At 28.6% G+C, this 19207-nt stretch carries 22 protein-coding genes, 1 pseudogene and 2 riboswitches; of the genes and pseudogenes, 8 read left to right on the forward strand and 15 right to left on the reverse strand.

Annotated elements, in window-relative coordinates; all coding sequences use genetic code 11:
• Nucleotides 1–108: 108 nt before the first annotated feature.
• The 4 genes from gdhA to BR69_RS0104640 all read right to left on the reverse strand — a co-directional run bounded on the left by gdhA (nt 109) and on the right by BR69_RS0104640 (nt 3958).
• Entirely contained in the window at nt 109–1476 is a 1368-nt protein-coding gene (gdhA, locus tag BR69_RS0104625) for an NADP-specific glutamate dehydrogenase (protein ID WP_027632143.1), read from the reverse strand.
• A gap of 214 nt (nt 1477–1690) precedes the next feature.
• Nucleotides 1691–2569, reverse strand: coding sequence for a MurR/RpiR family transcriptional regulator (locus BR69_RS0104630; protein WP_027632144.1), 879 nt, complete (start codon nt 2567–2569; stop codon nt 1691–1693).
• A gap of 120 nt (nt 2570–2689) precedes the next feature.
• On the reverse strand, nt 2690–3238 hold the full coding sequence (gene mnmM / locus BR69_RS0104635; RefSeq protein ID WP_027632145.1) for a tRNA 5-(aminomethyl)-2-thiouridylate-methyltransferase MnmM: 549 nt from the start codon (nt 3236–3238) through the stop codon (nt 2690–2692).
• A gap of 9 nt (nt 3239–3247) precedes the next feature.
• Nucleotides 3248–3958, reverse strand: coding sequence for a pseudouridine synthase (locus BR69_RS0104640; RefSeq protein ID WP_027632146.1), 711 nt, complete (start codon nt 3956–3958; stop codon nt 3248–3250).
• Between the two features lie 159 nt (nt 3959–4117).
• Here BR69_RS0104640 and BR69_RS0104645 point away from each other — a divergent pair, with 159 nt between their 5' ends.
• Nucleotides 4118–4936, forward strand: a complete 819-nt coding sequence (locus tag BR69_RS0104645; RefSeq protein WP_027632147.1) for a TIM barrel protein — start codon at nt 4118–4120, stop codon at nt 4934–4936.
• Between the two features lie 48 nt (nt 4937–4984).
• Here BR69_RS0104645 and BR69_RS0104650 read toward each other — a convergent pair whose 3' ends face one another.
• Nucleotides 4985–5458 carry a hypothetical protein gene (locus BR69_RS0104650; RefSeq protein ID WP_027632148.1) on the reverse strand — a complete coding sequence of 158 codons (474 nt, stop codon included), beginning with the start codon at nt 5456–5458 and terminating at the stop codon, nt 4985–4987.
• A 161-nt stretch (nt 5459–5619) separates the two neighbouring features.
• Between BR69_RS0104650 and BR69_RS0104655 the strand changes: the two genes are divergently transcribed.
• Complete coding sequence (locus BR69_RS0104655; RefSeq protein WP_027632149.1) at nt 5620–5838, forward strand: DUF1292 domain-containing protein; 219 nt, start codon at nt 5620–5622, stop codon at nt 5836–5838.
• 47 nt (nt 5839–5885) lie between these two features.
• Here BR69_RS0104655 and BR69_RS19925 read toward each other — a convergent pair whose 3' ends face one another.
• Both BR69_RS19925 and BR69_RS22265 read right to left on the reverse strand, forming a co-directional pair.
• Nucleotides 5886–6080 (reverse strand): hypothetical protein, encoded by a 195-nt coding sequence (locus BR69_RS19925; RefSeq protein ID WP_034849352.1) that lies wholly within the window; start codon nt 6078–6080, stop codon nt 5886–5888.
• Nucleotides 6081–6640: 560 nt separating this feature from the next.
• The gene (locus BR69_RS22265; protein WP_278246080.1) at nt 6641–6769 is read right to left on the reverse strand and encodes a hypothetical protein; all 129 of its coding nucleotides are present in this window, start codon (nt 6767–6769) and stop codon (nt 6641–6643) included.
• 405 nt (nt 6770–7174) lie between these two features.
• Between BR69_RS22265 and BR69_RS0104670 the strand changes: the two genes are divergently transcribed.
• Together BR69_RS0104670 and BR69_RS0104675 are read left to right on the forward strand one after the other, a co-directional pair.
• The gene (locus tag BR69_RS0104670) at nt 7175–8158 is read left to right on the forward strand and encodes a sulfide/dihydroorotate dehydrogenase-like FAD/NAD-binding protein (RefSeq protein WP_027632150.1); all 984 of its coding nucleotides are present in this window, start codon (nt 7175–7177) and stop codon (nt 8156–8158) included.
• On the forward strand, nt 8155–9432 hold the full coding sequence (locus BR69_RS0104675; protein WP_027632151.1) for an FAD-dependent oxidoreductase: 1278 nt from the start codon (nt 8155–8157) through the stop codon (nt 9430–9432). Before BR69_RS0104670 ends, BR69_RS0104675 begins: the two co-directional genes overlap by 4 nt.
• A gap of 76 nt (nt 9433–9508) precedes the next feature.
• Here the strand turns inward: BR69_RS0104675 and BR69_RS0104680 are convergent, their stop codons facing one another.
• The gene (locus BR69_RS0104680) at nt 9509–9757 is read right to left on the reverse strand and encodes a CPF_0552 family protein (RefSeq protein WP_027632152.1); all 249 of its coding nucleotides are present in this window, start codon (nt 9755–9757) and stop codon (nt 9509–9511) included.
• Nucleotides 9758–10090: 333 nt separating this feature from the next.
• On the opposite strand from BR69_RS0104680, the gene BR69_RS22270 reads away from it, so the two are divergent.
• The gene (locus tag BR69_RS22270; RefSeq protein ID WP_278246081.1) at nt 10091–10219 is read left to right on the forward strand and encodes a hypothetical protein; all 129 of its coding nucleotides are present in this window, start codon (nt 10091–10093) and stop codon (nt 10217–10219) included.
• A 166-nt stretch (nt 10220–10385) separates the two neighbouring features.
• On the opposite strand, the pseudogene BR69_RS22135 reads toward BR69_RS22270, so the two are convergent.
• The 3 genes and pseudogenes from BR69_RS22135 to BR69_RS0104695 form a co-directional block, all read right to left on the reverse strand.
• Nucleotides 10386–10629, reverse strand: a pseudogene (locus BR69_RS22135) (helix-turn-helix domain-containing protein); the annotation flags it as partial.
• Nucleotides 10630–10705: 76 nt separating this feature from the next.
• The gene (locus BR69_RS0104690) at nt 10706–11260 is read right to left on the reverse strand and encodes a pyruvate kinase alpha/beta domain-containing protein (protein ID WP_027632153.1); all 555 of its coding nucleotides are present in this window, start codon (nt 11258–11260) and stop codon (nt 10706–10708) included.
• Nucleotides 11261–11345: 85 nt separating this feature from the next.
• Nucleotides 11346–12209, reverse strand: coding sequence for a homoserine O-acetyltransferase/O-succinyltransferase family protein (locus BR69_RS0104695; RefSeq protein ID WP_027632154.1), 864 nt, complete (start codon nt 12207–12209; stop codon nt 11346–11348).
• Nucleotides 12210–12482: 273 nt separating this feature from the next.
• Nucleotides 12483–12583, reverse strand: a riboswitch (SAM riboswitch).
• A 149-nt stretch (nt 12584–12732) separates the two neighbouring features.
• Nucleotides 12733–12832, forward strand: a riboswitch (SAM riboswitch).
• A 111-nt stretch (nt 12833–12943) separates the two neighbouring features.
• Here BR69_RS0104695 and BR69_RS19930 point away from each other — a divergent pair.
• Nucleotides 12944–14143, forward strand: a complete 1200-nt coding sequence (locus BR69_RS19930; protein ID WP_051623490.1) for a homoserine dehydrogenase — start codon at nt 12944–12946, stop codon at nt 14141–14143.
• 102 nt (nt 14144–14245) lie between these two features.
• On the opposite strand, the gene BR69_RS0104705 is transcribed toward BR69_RS19930, so the two are convergent.
• Nucleotides 14246–15265, reverse strand: a complete 1020-nt coding sequence (locus tag BR69_RS0104705) for a D-alanyl-D-alanine carboxypeptidase family protein (protein WP_027632155.1) — start codon at nt 15263–15265, stop codon at nt 14246–14248.
• A gap of 64 nt (nt 15266–15329) precedes the next feature.
• Between BR69_RS0104705 and BR69_RS0104710 the strand changes: the two genes are divergently transcribed.
• Nucleotides 15330–15881, forward strand: a complete 552-nt coding sequence (locus BR69_RS0104710) for a DUF2953 domain-containing protein (RefSeq protein WP_027632156.1) — start codon at nt 15330–15332, stop codon at nt 15879–15881.
• A gap of 2 nt (nt 15882–15883) precedes the next feature.
• Nucleotides 15884–16279: a GerW family sporulation protein gene (gene ytfJ, locus BR69_RS19935; protein ID WP_034849353.1), complete on the forward strand. Its 396-nt coding sequence runs from the start codon at nt 15884–15886 to the stop codon at nt 16277–16279.
• 1 nt (nt 16280) lies between these two features.
• On the opposite strand, the gene scpB is transcribed toward ytfJ, so the two are convergent.
• The 3 genes from scpB to BR69_RS0104730 all read right to left on the reverse strand — a co-directional run bounded on the left by scpB (nt 16281) and on the right by BR69_RS0104730 (nt 19189).
• Nucleotides 16281–16889: an SMC-Scp complex subunit ScpB gene (gene scpB / locus BR69_RS0104720; RefSeq protein WP_034849355.1), complete on the reverse strand. Its 609-nt coding sequence runs from the start codon at nt 16887–16889 to the stop codon at nt 16281–16283.
• Entirely contained in the window at nt 16879–17634 is a 756-nt protein-coding gene (locus BR69_RS0104725; protein WP_034849356.1) for a segregation/condensation protein A, read from the reverse strand. Before BR69_RS0104725 ends, scpB begins: the two co-directional genes overlap by 11 nt.
• Nucleotides 17635–18016: 382 nt before the next feature.
• Nucleotides 18017–19189, reverse strand: coding sequence for a D-alanyl-D-alanine carboxypeptidase family protein (locus BR69_RS0104730; protein WP_027632159.1), 1173 nt, complete (start codon nt 19187–19189; stop codon nt 18017–18019).
• Between the last annotated feature and the right edge of the window lie 18 nt (nt 19190–19207).

Here is a 19207-nt window from a genome sequence, read left to right on the forward strand (position 1 = left end):
CTTATAACTATAACTTAACCTGTTTTTCTTAGTTAAATCTTAAAATAATTAAAATTCATAACAAAATTTTAATCATAAAAAAGAAGCCCGAAGGCTTCTTTAAAAGTTCTAGTATATTCCTTGAGCATTCATAGCTTGTGCTACTTTTAAGAAACCAGCTATGTTAGCACCAGCAACTAAGTTATATCCGAAGCCATAGTCTTCAGAAACCTTTGCAGCTGTATTATGAATATTTATCATTATTTCATGAAGCTTACTATCTACTTCTTCAGCAGCCCATCTTAATCTCATAGAGTTTTGAGCCATTTCTAAAGCTGAAACTGCAACTCCACCAGCATTAGCAGCCTTAGCAGGTCCAACTAATACTCCATTAGCTTGGAAGTATTGAACTGCTTCATTTGTACAAGGCATATTAGCTGCTTCACAAACAAACTTTATTCCATTTGCTACTATTTGCTTAGCGTGCTCTAAATGTATATCATTTTGAGTTGCACAAGGTATTATTATATCAACCTTAGCGCCCCATGGTTTTTCTCCTGGGAAGAACTCACAACCAAACTTATCAGCATAATCTTGAACCTTATCTCTTCCTGAATTTCTCATTTCTACTAAGAAGTTAATTTTCTCTTCAGTAGTTACACCATCTTTATCATATATATATCCATCTGGGCCAGATAAAGTAACAACCTTACCACCTAATTGAGCAACCTTTGCACATAATCCCCATGCAACGTTACCGAATCCAGATGCAGCTACAGTTTTACCAGTGAAATCTAAGCCTTCATGCTTTAATATTTCTTGACAGAAATAAGCTACTCCGTATCCTGTTGCTTCTGGTCTTATTAAGCTTCCACCGTATTGTAACCCTTTACCTGTTAGCACTCCATTTTCAAAGGCTCCTCTTATTCTTCTATAATGTCCATATAAATATCCTATTTCTCTAGCTCCAACTCCAATATCTCCAGCTGGAACGTCAACATCTGGTCCTATATGTCTATAAAGCTCAGTCATAAAGCTTTCACAGAATCTTCTTATTTCAGCATCTGATCTTCCTCTTGGATCAAAATCAGATCCTCCCTTACCTCCACCTATTGGAAGTCCAGTTAGGGAATTTTTTAATATTTGTTCAAATCCTAGGAATTTTATTATTCCTAAGTAAACAGATGGATGGAATCTTAATCCACCTTTGTAAGGTCCAATAGATCCATTAAACTGAACTCTAAATCCTCTGTTTACATGAACATTTCCATTATCATCAGTCCAAGGAACTCTAAACACAATTTGTCTTTCTGGTTCAACTAATCTTTCTAAGATGTTTCCTTTAATGTACTCAGGATTCTTGTCTAAAACTAATTCAAGAGATCCTAAAACTTCTTCAACAGCTTGAATAAATTCTGGCTCCCCAGCATTTCTCTTCCTAACATTTTCAAGAACTTCTTCAATATACTTTTTTGAATTTAATGTTTCTTTTGTCATGTTATTTTACCCCCTGAAATGAATTACTATATTCATTTTTTATTTAAAGTTGAAAATCAACTTTCTTTCTGTATATATATATTCGATAACGTTTCCATTATTCCTTCTAAAATACCTTTGTTAAACCATTATTATGAAAGTACCTTCTATTGACTGAAATTTTAGATAAATAAGCAACTAAGTTACTTCAGTATTGCTTATTTATCATAAAACTTTACTTGTCTTGAAAACTCTTATAGGAATACACTTGATATTCCTCCCAAATATTTTCTAAGGAACTATAAGTGCTAGATATTTTTTCTTTTTCCTTAAGTCCTACGGCTATTATTAATGCGTTAATTACACTTAGTGGTGCAACCAATGAATCAACAAAAGATGCCATATTACTTTGAGCTATTAAGGTATAATCTGCTTTTGAAGCTAATGGTGATAAAAGGCTATCAGTTATTGCTACAACTCTTGCATTTCTACTTTGAGAAAAAGCTAAAGCTTCTATAGTTTTTATTGCATATCTTGGGAATCCTATTCCTATAACTAAATCCCCTTCACCTACATTTATCATTTGCTCAAATATATCACTTATACCATAAGCTACTACCTTAACATTATCAAGAATCACATTTAAATAAAATCCTAAGAATTCTGCTATAGCAGTGGAACTTCTCAGTCCTATTATGTAAATCTTTTTAGCACTAAATATAGATTTAACCACATCATCAAAGGTTTTATGGTTGATTTTTTCAAGAGTTGCTCTTATATTTTCCATATCAGCTTTTAAAACACCCTTTAGAGCATTTTCTTCGCTTATAAAATCATTAGCAAGTTCTATCCTTTGAACAGTAGTAAGTTTATTCTTAATTAGTTCCTGCAAGGCTTTTTGTAACTTAGGATATCCACTAAATCCAAGTTCATTAGCAAATCTTACTACAGTAGATTCACTTACCCCTACACTTGTACCAAGTTTCGCTGCTGTCATAAAGGCCGCTTTATCATAGTGTCTTAATATATATTCAGCTATAAGCTTTTGGCCTTTACTTAATCTTGGAAATTTAATTTGAATCATTCGCATTAAATCTTGACTTGAACTCTCCATAGATTATTTACCCCTTTTCACATTTAATTTTTAAAATGAAACTTTTTCTTCATTTTATCACCTAATGAATGAAGAATTCAAGATATATTTCATTTTTTAGTTAATTTTTATAAAGTTAATTTATATTAAATTTTTTTCAATAATAATTAAACTTGGTGAGTTAGAATTTCTATTAAAAAAGTTGTGCTCCATAACTCCAAATTTATTTTTAGGAAGTGTTTTAAAGAAACTATATAACCCTTCCTTTTCCTTTCTCCCCTCTTCATGACCTGGATATGCTGCCACGGTTATAAATCCTCCTGGTCTTATAAGCTCTAAAGATTCCTTGATACTCTCTAAAGAGGCTTCATAAATAGTAGTAATATTTTTATCTCCTCCTGGTAAAAATCCCAAGTTATACATAATACAATCTACTTCTTCTTTAATATAATCTTTAATATACTCATGACTATTTATAATTACTTCTACATTATTATGTTTTTTTTCTAAATATTTTTTAGCTGCCTCTTCTTGTATTTCAAAAGCATAAACTTTTTTAAAGTTTTCTCTTAAAAAATCGCAGTCTTGGCCGTTGCCTAAAGTACAATCCACTGCTAAATCAAAACTTCTGCAATAAGATTTTATTATATTATGAGTTAATTTAGATAAATCCCCAACATAACTATACATATCTTTCTCCTATAGATCCTTTATATAATTTAATTCTTCTTTTGTAAGTTCCCTCCACTGACCCTTCTCAAGGTTTTTTAAAGCTAACTTTCCAATGGATATTCTTTTTAAGGATAAAACTTCATGACCTAAGGTTAAACACATTCTTCTAACCTGTCTATTTTTCCCTTCATGAATGGATATTTTGACCTCTGATGAATCTCTAAAAGTTCTTAGGACTTCTATATTAGCCTCAGCTGTTATATAGTCCCCTATATCTACACCTTTTTTAAATTTTTCTAATTCATTATCTGTAAATATACCCTTTACCTTAGCTATATAAACCTTATCTATAGTATTTCTTGGATGAATTATATTATTATAAATATCACCATCATTAGTAAGAATTAATAGTCCTGAACTATCATAATCTAAACGTCCTATAGGGTATATCCTTTCATTTACCTTAACTATATCTATTATGGTTTTTCTACCTTTTTCATCTTTTACTGTAGTAACATACCCTTCAGGCTTATTTAGCATAATATATCTTTTATTTTCTTCAAGAAAAATTTCTTTTTCATCTACAAGAACCTTATCAGTATCCCCATTTACTTTTACACCTAATTCTTCAATTGTCACTCCATTAATCTTAACTCTTCCTTGTAAAATAATTTCTTCGCATTTTCTACGAGATGCCACACCACATCTTGCCATAAATTTTTGTAATCTTTCTTCCATCTATTTCACCTTGCCTATTAAATTTCATTAAAATTATATATATTTAATAGAAAAAAAGCAAATTTTATTTAATATCTATACTTTGTTTTGTACTTTTTCGTTTTTTGTTATAATTATTTAAAGACAATTATTTTAAATAAGAATGTTAGAGGTGACTTCATGGAAAAATTATTATTTGGTATATCTGGACTTCCTATTGGAGAGGAAGGAGATAAGTTTAATTATGCTTCAGGAATTAATTACTTAAAAAATATAGGTCTTGATGCTATGGAACTTCCCTTTGTAAGATCTGTTAATGTAACAGCTAAGAATAAAGAAGCTATAATAGAAGCTAAAGAAAAAAATGATTTTTATCTATCTGCCCATGGATCCTATTTTATTAATTTAAATTCAGATGAAGAAGAGAAAATAGAAAAATCTAAAGAGAGAATTTTAAAAGGGGCTCTAGCTTTAGAAAGTGTGGGAGGAAGAAGTTTAGTATTTCATCCTGGATTTTATTTAAAAAGTTCTAAAGATGAAGCTCTAAAAAAAATTAAAGATGAGCTCTCTTCTCTACCAAATGGAATTGTAAATTATAGGTTAGAAACCACAGGAAAACCTAGTCAATTTGGAGACTTAAAAGAATTAGTTGAAATATGTAAAGAAATAGATAGCTGCAAATTATGTATAGATTTTTCTCACCTTCACGCAAGAGGAAATGGTGCTCTTAAAAGTTATGATGACTTTTATAATATTTTGTCCTATGTTAGGGATAATTTAGGCGAGGAAGCTCTTTCTGATTTACATATGCACATGTCAGGAATACATTATGGCCCTAAAGGTGAAAAACATCATCTTCCATTTTTAGAAAGTGATTTTCCATTTATTCATTGCTTAAAAGCCTTGAAGGATTTTAAGGTAAAGGGATGTGTAATATGTGAAAGTCCTCTTTTAGAGAAGGATGCTCTTTTACTAAAGGAAACATATAATTCCTTATAAAAATAATATAGGAGCAATAGGTGATTAAGTAGACCTATTGCTCCTATATTATTTCTCTATATCTATTTCTGTATCTATTTCCATATAATCATTATATCTCTTTTCTATCTTACCTATTATTTCATAAAGTTCTTTTAAATCTTCTCCATTTTTTATATCCTTAGCCTTATTATAAAAAATAGTAGCCCTTTTAATCTCACCATATTTAAGAAATTTTAATGCTGAGGATATGTACATATCTCTTTTAGTAGGATTAGATACCCAAAACATAATAGTTATAACCAATGCACCTATTAATAAAGGAGTATAAAAATATCCCAAAATAAGAAATATAGATCCTATGGCTATTTTTATAAGATGCCTTTGTTTTGCACCCTCCAAGTTCTTAGAAACAGGTATATCTATTTTAAATCCCTTCTTATCTTTACTAGATTTATACATATCTCTAATATCTCTATTGTTTTTACCACCCTTTAGTTTTTTATCCACATATTTTAAGTCCCTTAAGTCTCTTTCATCCATTTTACCACCCCTAGTTATTAAGTTTTATATTAATATAAAAAATTATATCACAGCCCACAAAGAAAAGGAAAAGACTAAAATAAAAAATTTATATATCCACTAATAAAAAAATCTTAAATACATAATATAACTATAGAATTATAGAAAAAGGAGGGTTAAAAATGAAAAATAAAATTTATTCCTTTAGAGATGAAAATGGAAATTTAGTTAATTACACTGTAAAAGAACATCTACTTATAAATAAAAATGACTATGTTTTAATGTGCCCTGAAAATGATGCTTCTCATATTGAAGCTTATAAATTTACAAATGATTCCCTAGAACTTATAGAAAATGAAAAAGAACTATCTATGATAAAATCTATCTCAAAGGTTATGTAACATAAAAAATCAAGAAAACCCCTAAGGAATCCTTAGGGGTTAATATTCTACCATCTGCCAAGTAATAATAATAGTAGTAGTGGGCTGAATCCTCCACCGAATCCTCCACCACAATTTCCACATCCACCACCGCATCCAAAATTGCAGTTATTTTGAACTGGAAATGGAGTATTCCATCCTGGATTATAAGGAACTGGGTTAACAACACATACGTTATTACAACATCTTCTATGCTTTCCCATAAAATTCCCTCCTTTTTATCTTATGTGTATCTGTATACTCTAGTATATTACTTTATCTATATTTTGGTGAGGAATAGTTATAAAGGAATTCATGTTATTAATAAATATAACAAAACCTAGTAATTTCAATGGTTTATTAGTTTTTTATTATATTTTACAAATGTACTATATAATAAATGTTAAAATTTATCCTTTCAATTTTTTATATTAAAATATCTAAATTCTCAGTCTTATCCTTAGTGATTTATTTATAGTATTTTTCTTTTAGTTTAATATTCACTTATTTTCACTTCTAATAGGGTTTACTTTCCCTTAGTATAAAGAGTGTTTTAAATAAATTATTATAAGAGGAATATGTTACTTTTATGTATAAATCACATAGTTTTATATAAAAAATAGCACCTACATATAGTAAATGCCTTTTTTTATAAATATATTTCTACCAAAGGGTTATTTTCTCTTTTCCTTGTTTTCTTTACTAAATAGGTACATCATACTACTCATAATGTACCCGTCTAATAACTAAAATCTCTTATATCCTACATCTAAAAATTCATAGATTAATTAGTTTTCCTGTTTTCTTGTTTTGCTTTTCCAGCTCCATCTTTAAAGCCATCGATAAATCCACATCCTACAAGACCTAAAGCCAAGCTTACACATAAAAAAATACTTACTAATTTCTTTTTCATAATAATACCTCCATTTATATATATAATTATAACAATGAGTAAACAGTAGGACAATACTTTCCTAAATATATACTTTTTAGAAATTATTTATCCATATTATTTCTGTGTATATCTTCCTCTTTAAAATTATTAAAAATTTTCATTTATTCTATTTCTTCATACAACATCATTTCAATTACTATATAAGTATTTCTAGAATTAATTATCTTCTACTTTATTAAAATAAATATTATAAAATATATTACTAAGTAAAAACATGCTTATAATTACTCAAATCTAAGATGTAAATAACTTATGTAAATTTATCTTTATAAATTAACTTTAGTATAATATGTAGCAAAAAATAGCTTTGTAAATATTTTATAAGTATAGGTATTTATTAACTATAAAGGGGTGGATTAGAAGATGAAATACGAAATAGCAGATTGTATAGATGCAGGTACAGAATTTTGTCCTTGTCATCTTGCTGAGGCTGGGGAATGTATAATTTGTTCTCAGCTTCATGGAAAAGCCTTCTGTGATTGCCTTAATTGGAAAGGCGTTTGTATTTATAAGGAATATTTTGATAATGGAAATAAACCCAAATCCCAAAGAAAGAGTTTTTTATGTCAAATATTAAAAAAAGATATTATCGAAGAAGATGTGATAATAATTTCTATACTTGTTCCTCATAAACTTGCCAAAGATTTGCTTCACCCAGGTAGTTATGTGTTTTTACGTAGCCCATCTACCACTCAATTTTACGATACTCCAATTTCAGTTATGGACGTGGATTTAGAAGAAAATATAATTAAGTTAGCAATAGAAGTAAGAGGAATAAAAACAAAGATAATAAACAGTATTAATGAAAATTCAAAACTTATGATAAGAGGACCTTTCTGGAATGGTGTTTTTGGTCTTAAAAACATATATTCAGCTAGAGAAGGAGTAAGTGTAATAATAGCCAAAGGTATAGGAATGGCTCCTATGATTCCTGTTATAAAAAAGCTTTATGGAAATGGTAATAAGATTACAATATTTATGGATAAATCTCCTTATAATTCTATATTTGTAGAAAAGTATTTAAAGCAATATAACTGTGAGGTTATTCCCTGTACTTTACTAGATAAAGGAGAGCTTACAGAAGACTTTATTTCTACCTTAAAGAACTTTTTAGATGAAAATAAGGTTAACTTAATTCATTGTGATGGAGCAGATATTATAGTTCTTAAGCTAATTAAACTTTTAGGACATGGATATAAAATGTCTTCTTCTAATAATACAAAGATGTGTTGTGGTGAAGGAGTATGCGGAGCTTGTACTGTTAGATATTCTGGTAGAAGAGTTAAACGACTATGTAAATATCAAAGTGAGCCTCAAAATGTATTTGAAGGGAGAAGATTTATATGAAGATAGTTGTTATCGGAGGAGGTTGGGCTGGGTGCGCAGCAGCAATTTCAGCTAAAAAAGCTGGAGCAGATGTTACCCTATTTGAAAAAACTGACTTAATTTTAGGACTTGGCAATGTTGGCGGAATAATGAGAAATAACGGAAGATTTACTGCTTCTGAAGAGCTTATATCCCTTGGTGCAGGAGATTTAATAAATATAACTGATTCCTTATCTCGTCATAAAAATATAGAATTTCCAGGTCATAAGCATGCGTGGCTATATGATGTAAATCTTATAGAACCAGAGGTTAGATCTTATGTAGAATCCCTTGGAATAAATATAAGATTTATATCTAGAATATCAGATGTAGAAAAGGAAGGAAGCAAAATAAAAGGAGTATATTTAAGTACTGGTGAATTTATTGAAGCAGATGCTTTTGTGGAAACTACAGGATCTACTGGGCCTATGGGTAATTGTCTTAAATATGGAAACGGATGTTCTATGTGTATATTAAGATGTCCAACCTTTGGTCCTAGAGTGAGCCTAAGTGCTAGAGCTGGGATTGAAGATTTCCAAGGAGAAAGAGAAGGGGATGAATTAGGAGCTTTTAGTGGGTCTTGTAAATTAGCTAAAGAAACCTTATCTGAGGAGATAGTAAAAGAACTTAATGAGACCGGAGTGGTAGTATTAAAAATTCCACCAGAAGATATAAATTTAGATAAATTAAAATCAAAGGTATGTCAACAATATGCATTGAAAGAATTCGCAGAAAATATAGTCCTTCTGGATACGGGACATGCTAAGCTAATGACCACCTACTACCCTATAGAAAAGCTTAGAAAAATTAAAGGACTAGAAAAAGCAAAATATGTGGATCCTTATGCTGGTGGAATAGGTAACTCCATAAGATATCTAGCAGTATCACCAAGAACTGATGATATGAAGGTTATAGGATTAGATAATCTATTTGTTGGAGGAGAAAAGTCAGGATTGTTTGTAGGTCATACAGAAGCAATAGCTACAGGAACCTTAGCAGGATACAACGCTGTAAGATATACCTTAGGAATGCCTATGCTAATTTTACCTAGAAGTACAGCTATAGGAGATATAATATCCTATGCAAATTATAAAGTGTCCACATCAGAAGGAAGGAAAAATAGATATACCTTTGCAGGGGCTGAATACTTTAAGAGAATGAAGGAAAATAATTTATATATAACTAATAAAGATGAAATAAGAGATAAACTTAAGAGATTAAATCTTGAGAATATATTTAATGAAAAACTTATATAAAAAATAAGTGTGAATTATCCGAGGGAACTGAAAAACCAAAAGTTTTTCAGTTCCCTCCATTATCCACACTTATTTTTTATATACTTAATATTTTAGCAGTTACCCCATCTATAGAATTTAGTTCCTCATTTAAACCATGGATATCATCCTCTTTATCTTTTAAAAGGTTCAATAATATAAGACCGGACTGGGAACAAATATCTTTAGATGCCTCATGTAAGCCTATTCTTGTTTGAATAATACATCCATACTTAGTTAAGATTTCTTGAGCCTCTGGGGCAGAAGAGTTTCTAGGGGTAAGTTTTATAGCCATTATAGTAAACATAAAAACCTCCTAATAATTAATATCATACTTACAGATACTAGTATTTCATTAAATATATGAAAGTATGTATTTACCTAATATATCTTAAAAATGAAATGTTATAGTTAAAATCATATATTGTTCTATAGTTATTTAAATGAAATAAAAGATAAACGAAGGACCTAATATAAATCAATGGGAAAATTTGCAAACTAAATTTTAATACAAGTAAATCCAAGAAGGAATGGGAATAAGAGATATAATGCATTTCTAAAAAGTTTATATTAAAGTAAAGCATTGTAGTACCATTAATTCATTGTTATAATTATATTTACAAAATAAGGGGTGAGTATTATGAAAAAGAAATTGATAAGTCTTTTTTTATATGTAGGTAGGTCTATAAATTTTGTAGTATCTAGATTTATTGATGGTTTTAAGGTTGGATTTAAAAAAGCAATGCAAAAAAATAGTAAAACTAATTAATATATAAATTTTGATAAATTACAATAACAAATTGAACTAATTTTTATTTATGATTTAAATACTTTAAATATATGCTTTCCTCTTGGATAAAACGGAATATTACACCATTATGATATTAATTAGTGCTTTTTCAAAAAGTTTTAAAAGTAAGATAAGAATTTAATCAATTTTTGTCGTATACAGCTTTACCAGTATAAGCAAGGTATGTTTCAATATACTTTCCTTGTTTTATTTGGGTAGTAGTTTCATGTCAAACTTCATTTAGAATAGTATTATTGGTATATTTATCTCTTTGGCTATCTTATAGGCTGATAACCCATCTTTTAGACGAATCTGAATGGTCATACATTCTTAAAAATTCAACTGTTTACTTTACGTGATTCTGTGTTATGATTTTGATAAATAAGCATAGGGTTTAGGTTAAAACCCTATGCTTATTTTAAGGCTAAGGATTAGTAGCTTAACTAAATATCCTATGGCATTTAACTATTCTCTTTTTTCAATTGGCTTACATATGATTTCATCTATTTTAGTTTCAAGTATAGATGAAGCATGACTTGGGCGTATAATTATAGCAGCATCTGCCCCAGTGCCACTCCCTCCTATTGCAATTACCTTTTCATTATATGGAATAAGTCCACTGTCTAAAGCCATAATTGAGACTTCAACACATACTTTAATACCTTGACCAAACATCCTTAAAGTGTAGGCAATAACCTCTACTGGAGATATTCCCCCAAACTTATTACTAAGCCCTCTCTCAGCACCACTTAAAACATGGGTTGTTGTTAAAACTCTTACTCCATTTTCTTCTAATTCTTCTTTCATAGATTCATTCATACTATTTACACCCTTAGTTTTGAATCCATTAACATGAGAAACACAAATAATATTAATATCAGTATTTCTACTTAATTTTAATGCAGTTTCTCCAGAAGTTGAGGCTACAACTATATGCTTTATTCCCCTTTCCTTTGCTGTCCTTAAGGCTAATTCTAAAGTTTTATCCGTATTACTTTTTCCTACATTATCAAAATACATAATTCTCCCCCTAAACTATAAAATTGTTTTATATATAATTATTTCTAAATGAATTTTTAAAAACCTCTATAATTTAAAACATATTCTAATTTAAGGTATTTAACCAATTTTTAAAAATAGTTTTTTTAGTTCTATCCCAAGAGTAATTTACTCCTTTATTTATATCATCATCTACAAAATAATCTTTAGGAATAGAAGGGGAAATCCCCCTTTCTCTATCCCTTAAATATTCTTTTTTTAAAGTATATTCCTCATACTCCATATGTCCTAAAATAAAGAGATTATTAAACTTATCTTCCAAGGCAAAAACTTCCCCACTACTACTTTTACTTATAATTTTAATGTCTTTTATCTTTTTAATATCTTCTTCTTTAATATAGGAATATCTTGAATGTGGAGCTTTAAAATTATTATCTAATCCTTTTAAATAAGATGATTTTACTAGTATTTCATGATTAAAAACCCCAAATATTTTTTCTTTAGAAATAAACTTATTTATTCCATAGTAATGATATAAAGCTGCTGAAGCTCCATAGCATATATATAAAGAGTTTTCATTATTTTTTCTTATATAATTAAAGATATCTACTAGTTCCCCCCAATAATAATTATTTTCATAATCTAAAGTTTCAACAGGAGCCCCTGTGATTATTATCCCATGGAACTTCTTCTTTATAGCCTCTTTAAAGGTTATATAATATTTCTTTAAATATTCATCTTTTACATTTTTAGGTGTATAAGTTTTGGTGTATATATACTCTATATTTATCCTACAATTAGATTTACCTAAGGATTTTAATATTTGTAGTTCTGTTTCTTCTTTATTTGGCATTAAATTTATAAGAAGTATTCTTTTATCATAATTCTCATAGGTTTTATTATAAAGCTGAAACCCATCTTTAACTAACTCTTCTACATAGGGAAGAGAAAAATCTAACACTAATGACATTTCCTATTTCCCTCCAATAAATTCATACAGTAACTTTTCATTTTGTTGACCTCCTAGTTTTAAATATAATTAATTTAAAAGGTCAATATCCTAAATAGAAGGAATCTTACTTCAGATGATGTTCTTTACACCATCTGAAGGTTAGATGATTTAATCTAGGGGCTAGGAGCTTTATCCCCCACCTTTTAGAGTATGGGGATGTTAAAGCTCCTAGCCATAAGATAAAAAAGCTCCTCTTATCCTTAAAGATAAAAGGAGCTAATAAGCTCTTGCTTCTTATCTATCAGGATATAATCTGCTGGATTTGGCACAAGGCATAAAATGCTGTTGCCAAGGCTTCTTTGGGCCAGTCCCTCCGCCTTTCTTGATAAGATCTTTATTATATTTTTATTCTAAATCCAATGTGATTCCATTTTAATGTAATTTTCAATTTATGTCAAACATCTTTTAAAAATTTTTCTATTTTATTATATTGACAAGGTTTTCCTGTAGCTATATAATTATATAAAAAATTAAATATTTTTTCTTATCAAGAGTGATGGAGGGACTGGCCCTATGAAATCCGGCAACCTGAATTAAATTTAAGGTGCTAAATCCAGCAGACTTAGTCTGAAAGATGAGATTGTTTTATATAAACTTTTGTAACTCATCTTACAAAGGTTTTTTTGTTTTAATTTTAATATTATATTTAAAATCTAATCCAATGTTAATAATTAATTTATGGGGGAATTATAATGTCAACTATAGCTATATTAGGATACGGCACTGTGGGTACAGGGCTTGTGGAACTTTTAGATAAAAATAACTTAAAGGACACTAGTATCTCATCTATACTGGTGAAAAATAAGGATAAACATAAGAATAAAAAATACTTTAACTTAATAACAGATGATATAGATCAGGTATTTAATAGTCCTTCTGAAATTTTTATTGAAGTCATGGGAGGAATCCATCCTGCTTATGAATATGTAAAAAAAGCACTTAAAAATAAAAAACATGTTATAACTGCAAATAAAGACTTAATTGCAGAGCATGGAAGAGAACTTATATCCCTTGCTAAAGAAAATCATGTTTATTTAAATTTTGAGGCAAGTGTTGGTGGTGGAATTCCTATTTTAAAACCACTAATAGAGAGTCTTTGTGGAAATAAAATTTCAAAAATTACTGCCATATTAAATGGTACTACAAACTTTATATTGACTAAAATGTATAAGGAAAATATGGATTATGATGAAGCATTAAAACTAGTTCAAGATTTAGGTTTTGCAGAATCTGATCCTACAAGTGATGTAGAAGGTTTAGATTCTGCAAGAAAGCTTTCTATATTGTCTACCATAGCCTTCAAAAAACTAATTAAATGGAATGATATTTTTATAGAAGGTATATCAGATTTAAAAAAGGAAGATTTTACATTCGCTAAGTCTATAAACTGTTGTATAAAACTATTAGCTGTAAGTAGCTATGAAAATGATAAGGTTATGGCCTGTGTAAAACCAATGTTTGTTCCATTATCTAATAGTATTTCTCAGGTAGAAGATGAGTTTAATACTATAAATCTTTATGGAGATGCTGTAGGTGATTTAAATCTTTATGGTAAAGGAGCTGGTATGCTTCCAACAGCTAGTTCAGTATATAGTGATTTATTAGATATAATAAATCATAATAATAGACTTCTAGAATTCTCTAATAATAGTGCCATAGTAGAATCTCCTAAGAATTTCTATAATGAAATTATAGTAAAACTTCCAAGGTCAAATAAAACCTATATTTTAGAATTTAATAAATTGTTTAATAAAAATATTGTACAGGAATCAGAATTTGAAGATTTTAATATATTTTATCTAAAAGCAGATGATGCTTTAGTCTTTAATGATAAAATTAAATCTTTCTCTATTAAAACTGGAATTATTCCTAAATCTTTTATAAAGCTATAAAAGATAATGAAAACCCAGGCAAAAAGAATATACCATTCTCTTTCTTCCTGGGTTTCTTTGTGATAACTTATAAATATAACTTTGTAATATTCTTATTCTGAATTACTTATATATAATATGCTTATATATAAGCACCTCATCTTCAAAAACCTTTATATCCCCTAAAACTTTATTATCATTTACAATATTATTATTCTTATCTAATTTAAATATTCCCTTACTTCCATTTTTTATAGGAACATATATATCTTCATTAAATATTGACATATCACTTTCTTCATCCATAGAATTTAAATCTTTAATATTTTCATAATAATAGTTCTCTTTTACATAATTAAAAATCTTTTCTGTTTCTGTCCACCTTCCTGGACAGTCTAATACAACCATTATTACATCATTATGCCCATTATTTACTGAGGTAACTAAGCACTTTCCTGCCCCTCCTGTATATCCAGTTTTAACTCCATTTGCTCCTTTAATTTGCCATAAAATCTTATTTATATTAGAATAGTCCCTTGTAAAATTATTATCCCTAGAAGTATACGCCTTTTTTCCTACCATTTCATTAAAAAAATCGTTCTCCTTAGCCTTTGCAGTTGCTATAGCTAAATCATAAGATGTTGAATAATGTCTTCCACTATCTAATCCATGAGGTGATTCAAAATTCGAATCCATAAGTCCTATTTCTAAGGCATATTCATTCATAAGCTTACAGAATTCTTCTATAGATCCACTTATACCTTCTGCAATGGCTATAGCTGCATCATTACCTGATTTAAACATAAGTCCAACTATTAATTCTTTTAAGGATATTTCATCATTCTTCTTATATCCAACCTTTGATCCCCTTATAGATGCTGCATTAGAGCTTATTATAAATTTATCCTCTAAATTACCGTATTTTATTGCTACTAAAGCAGTAATAATTTTTGTTGTACTTGCCATAGGTACTATTTTGTCGCTATTTTTTTCATATAAAACTCTTCTAGTTTTACTATCTATTGCTATAGCACATTTAGCATTTACATTGAGCTTATTATTTTTTTCAACAGCTCTAGTAGGTATTGAAAAAATATTTATAAATAAGCATAAAGACATAAATATATAAATAAATTTTTTCATGTTAACTCCTCCTTTAAAGTATAATTGAGTTTTTGAAGTCAATACTATAGAGGGAGGTATATCTATGATATTTTTTATTTTATTTATCATTTTTATAATTTTATTTATTCCTTTTCCTATAAAAATAACACTTTACTTAAAAGAAAATAAGATATATGTAAATTTATATAGGTTCAAAGTTTTAAGTTTTCCAAAGGATCCATGTAAAAAATCAACTAAAAAACAAAATAAAAAACAAAATAAACCTTCAAATATATCTTTGCCACAAATAAAAGAAATATTACAAAAAATTTATTCCATAGATTTAAACATTACTTTATCTTTTAGCTTTGATTTAAAATTAGGCTTTAAAGATCCTTATAACCTTGCACTAGCCTATGGAGGCTTATATAATCTAAGTCCAGTATTTTATGCAGTTTTATCTAATATTTTTAATATTTCTTCTTACAAGTTTAATATAGAGTCTCATTTTGAAGAGAATATTATAGATTTAGAAGTTAAAAGTATAATTCATGTAACTATTGGAAAAATTATATATGTATTCTTCATTATAGTAAAAGAACTTTTAAAAATTAAATCTAAAAAACAGTATTCTAGAGAATTTAAGGAGGTCTAATTATGGATAATCACCCATTAGAAAGTTTGATGAGATCCACTATGGAAAATCTTAGAGATATGATAGACGTTAATACTGTTATTGGAGAAGCAGTATTAACAAAGGAAGGAACAACTATAATCCCAATTTCAAAGGTTTCCTTTGGATTTGCTTCTGGTGGAAGTGAATTTTTAACCAAATTTAATACTAATGTGAATAAGGCTCCTTTTGGAGGAGGATCTGGTGCTGGAGTATGTGTAAAACCCGTTGGTTTTCTTATTATAACAGAGGATAACATAAGAGTTTTATCTGTAGATCAAGACAATACCTATGATAAAATCGTAGACACTATTCCTCAAGTTATTGATATGGTTGCATCCATAACTAAAAAAAAGAAGAGTTCCTGCGAAGAACAGTAGTTTACTGTTCTTCCTTCTCTTCTCCTAAAAGAGATATTTCCATAGTAGATTCTTCATCCATTAAAGCATCTAAACTAGGAAGCTCCTTTAATGTTTCCATATCAAATTGTTTTAGGAATTCCTCAGTAGTTCCATATAATATAGGTCTTCCTATAACATCTAATCTCCCTATTTCTTTTATTATATTTCTTTCTAAAAGCTTTTGTACTGCACTTTCACTTTTAACCCCTCTTATCTCATCTATATCTACTCTTGTTATAGGTTGCTTATATGCTATTATAGCTAAGGTCTCCAGAGCTGCTTGAGATAGGGATTGTCTCACATTAGTTTTTAATATCTTTTGTATAAAATCACTATTTTCAGGTTTAGTTACTAACTGGTAAGAATCATTTATTTGAACAAGCTTTATTCCACGTAATTCTTTATTATATTCTTTATTTAATTCTTGAATAATTTCTTTAGTATATGAAATACTACATTCTATCATACTAGCTATATCCTTTAACTTTAAAGGTTCTCCACTCACAAAAAGTAAGGATTCTAGAGCAGACATATAAATATTTTTTTTTGAAACTTCTTCAAACTCATATTGAGTGGCCTTAATATCCATTAATGTCCAATATCCTTTCAATATATATTTTATCAAAATTATTTTCTTGAACTACCTTTATATTTTTTTCTTTTATAAGTTCAAGTAGAGCTAAAAATGTAACTACTATTTCTATCTTACACTCACATTCCATCATAAGATCTGAAAATCTTGTGGCACCGATTTTATTTAGTCTTTCTTTTAAAAATTTAATTTTATCTTCAATTTTATACTTATCAATGGGTATTTCCTTAGAAATTACATTAGCTGTATTTCGTTTATTATTATATCTATTTATTAAATCATTATATAAATTATATAAATCAAGCATAGAAATATTTTTTAATAACTCATCATTAGAAACATTTCTTTTATCTTCAATTATTTCAGGTTTTTTTGAGAAAACAAAGCCAGCATCACCTTTTTTTATGCCTAAATATTCAGCGGCTTTTTTAAATTTCTTATACTCTATAAGCTTTTCCATAAGAATCTTTCTTGGATCCTCATCTTCTTCATCTTCTACGCTATCTTTATCCTTAGGTAATAGCATTTTTGACTTAATTTCTAAAAGAGTTGCTGCCATAACTATAAATTCTGAGGTTATATCTAAATCTAATTCCTTCATTTCATTTATGTAGTCTAAATATTGATTAGTTATGTCATATATCTTAATATCATATATATCCATCTCATTTTTTTTAATAAGATGTAGTAGAAGATCGAAGGGACCCTCAAAGTTAGCTATTTTTATATTAAGGTGTTGCAATTTATTTCCTCCTAATATAATTTAAATACATAACTATAATACCAATATCCACTATAATTATCAATATTGAAGAAGTTATTTTATACATATTATTGTTGCAATAGGTCTTTTAAACTAAAACTTATAACAAGGTTATTTATAAAATGGCTATTTAATCCATATGGGTCTGTCACACAAAGAATAAATACTACAATATATTATGCTAATTTAAAACATGCAAATGGATATATTGTATGTAATTTACGAGATAAATATATTTAAAAAGTATCTTATTAAACACAAGTTAAAAAAGAAAAAGCAATAAGACATATAACAATGTCACTACTGCTTTTTCATAAAACCTTTTGTAATCATTCTAATAAAATGATTTCTTTTATATTATTTAAATTGATCCTTTTAAAAGGTTCTTTATATTATATTTAAAGTTATCCATAAAGCCACCTTTTTTAACATCCCTGTCACAACAAATTTCTACCTTTCCAACTTCCTTATCTCCTACGTAGAATTTGCATATTCCTATAACTTCACCTGACTTAAAACTTTTCTTTAATGTATCTAATTCTATTTTCTTCTCTATTTTTTCTTCCTTACCCTTTTCTAAAGTTATGCTTACATCTTCTTTTGCTTTAGCTAGGAAGAACTTTTCTCCGCTTTTATCTAAAACTATTTTTTCTACTTCTTCTCCCTTATTTGCAAGCTTTTTACTATAAAACTTTGAAAATCCATGATTTAAAAGCATACTTGCGTCTCTATTTCTTATTTTATAGGTAGGAGCTCCCATAATTACACTAAGCATTCTAACTCCATCTCTTGTAGCTGTTGCAGAGATGCAATATTTAGCTTCTGAAGTATATCCAGTTTTTAAGCCATCACATCCATTAAAGAATCTTACTAGCTTATTATGATTCACAAGTTCTATTGGACTCTTTCTTCCTTCTGATATGGTTTCCATATATGTACCTGTATATTTTAATATGGTTTCATGTTTTAAAAGTTCTCTGGACATTATAGATATGTCATATGCCGTACTCATATGTCCCTCTGATGGAAGTCCAGTGCAATTCTTAAAAGTTGTATTCTTCATACCTAAATCTTTACAACGCTGATTCATCATATCTACAAAAGCATCCTCGCTTCCACCTAAGTATTCTGCTAATGCAACTGCAGCATCATTTCCTGAGGCTATCCCAACCCCTTTTAATAATTCTTCTACGGTTCTTATTTCCCCGTTATCTAGTAGCATAGTGCTTCCACCCATTTTTTTAGCATTCTCACTACAAGTAACCTTATCCTCTAACTTTATTTTTCCCGAATCCACTGCTTCCATAGTTAATAACATGGTCATTATCTTAGTTACAGAAGCTGGTGCAAATTTTTCATGAGGATTTTTCTCATACAAGATATTACCACTATATGCTTCCATTAAAATTGCTGACTTAGCCTCTACATCTAGTCCTTTAACCTCTTCAGCTCTAACTTCCTTAAAGGAAACATTAGTGATAACTATTGCGGATAATATAAAAATATTTATAAATTTCATTATGTTTTTTCTCATGTTCCTCCTCCTCTCAAA

It is taken from the genome of Clostridium hydrogeniformans DSM 21757, assembly GCF_000686705.1.
GTDB classification, from domain to species: domain Bacteria; phylum Bacillota; class Clostridia; order Clostridiales; family Clostridiaceae; genus Clostridium_Z; species Clostridium_Z hydrogeniformans.

Excerpts from the sequence above, each read along its gene's own strand:
- BR69_RS19930 (WP_051623490.1), top strand. The coding sequence starts at position 12,944 with ATGTCAACTATAGCTATATTAGGATACGGCACTGTGGGTACAGGGCTT.
- BR69_RS0104670 (WP_027632150.1), top strand. The coding sequence starts at position 7,175 with ATGAAATACGAAATAGCAGATTGTATAGATGCAGGTACAGAATTTTGT.
- ytfJ (WP_034849353.1), top strand. The coding sequence starts at position 15,884 with ATGGATAATCACCCATTAGAAAGTTTGATGAGATCCACTATGGAAAAT.
- BR69_RS0104680 (WP_027632152.1), bottom strand. The coding sequence starts at position 9,757 with ATGTTTACTATAATGGCTATAAAACTTACCCCTAGAAACTCTTCTGCC.
- BR69_RS19925 (WP_034849352.1), bottom strand. The coding sequence starts at position 6,080 with ATGGGAAAGCATAGAAGATGTTGTAATAACGTATGTGTTGTTAACCCA.
- BR69_RS0104650 (WP_027632148.1), bottom strand. The coding sequence starts at position 5,458 with ATGGATGAAAGAGACTTAAGGGACTTAAAATATGTGGATAAAAAACTA.
- BR69_RS0104730 (WP_027632159.1), bottom strand. The coding sequence starts at position 19,189 with ATGAGAAAAAACATAATGAAATTTATAAATATTTTTATATTATCCGCA.
- BR69_RS22270 (WP_278246081.1), top strand. The coding sequence starts at position 10,091 with ATGAAAAAGAAATTGATAAGTCTTTTTTTATATGTAGGTAGGTCTATA.
- BR69_RS0104695 (WP_027632154.1), bottom strand. The coding sequence starts at position 12,209 with ATGTCATTAGTGTTAGATTTTTCTCTTCCCTATGTAGAAGAGTTAGTT.
- BR69_RS0104630 (WP_027632144.1), bottom strand. The coding sequence starts at position 2,569 with ATGGAGAGTTCAAGTCAAGATTTAATGCGAATGATTCAAATTAAATTT.
- BR69_RS0104710 (WP_027632156.1), top strand. The coding sequence starts at position 15,330 with ATGATATTTTTTATTTTATTTATCATTTTTATAATTTTATTTATTCCT.
- BR69_RS0104705 (WP_027632155.1), bottom strand. The coding sequence starts at position 15,265 with ATGAAAAAATTTATTTATATATTTATGTCTTTATGCTTATTTATAAAT.
- mnmM (WP_027632145.1), bottom strand. The coding sequence starts at position 3,238 with ATGTATAGTTATGTTGGGGATTTATCTAAATTAACTCATAATATAATA.
- BR69_RS0104690 (WP_027632153.1), bottom strand. The coding sequence starts at position 11,260 with ATGTATTTTGATAATGTAGGAAAAAGTAATACGGATAAAACTTTAGAA.
- gdhA (WP_027632143.1), bottom strand. The coding sequence starts at position 1,476 with ATGACAAAAGAAACATTAAATTCAAAAAAGTATATTGAAGAAGTTCTT.
- scpB (WP_034849355.1), bottom strand. The coding sequence starts at position 16,889 with ATGGATATTAAGGCCACTCAATATGAGTTTGAAGAAGTTTCAAAAAAA.
- BR69_RS0104645 (WP_027632147.1), top strand. The coding sequence starts at position 4,118 with ATGGAAAAATTATTATTTGGTATATCTGGACTTCCTATTGGAGAGGAA.
- BR69_RS0104640 (WP_027632146.1), bottom strand. The coding sequence starts at position 3,958 with ATGGAAGAAAGATTACAAAAATTTATGGCAAGATGTGGTGTGGCATCT.
- BR69_RS0104655 (WP_027632149.1), top strand. The coding sequence starts at position 5,620 with ATGAAAAATAAAATTTATTCCTTTAGAGATGAAAATGGAAATTTAGTT.
- BR69_RS0104675 (WP_027632151.1), top strand. The coding sequence starts at position 8,155 with ATGAAGATAGTTGTTATCGGAGGAGGTTGGGCTGGGTGCGCAGCAGCA.
- BR69_RS22265 (WP_278246080.1), bottom strand. The coding sequence starts at position 6,769 with ATGAAAAAGAAATTAGTAAGTATTTTTTTATGTGTAAGCTTGGCTTTA.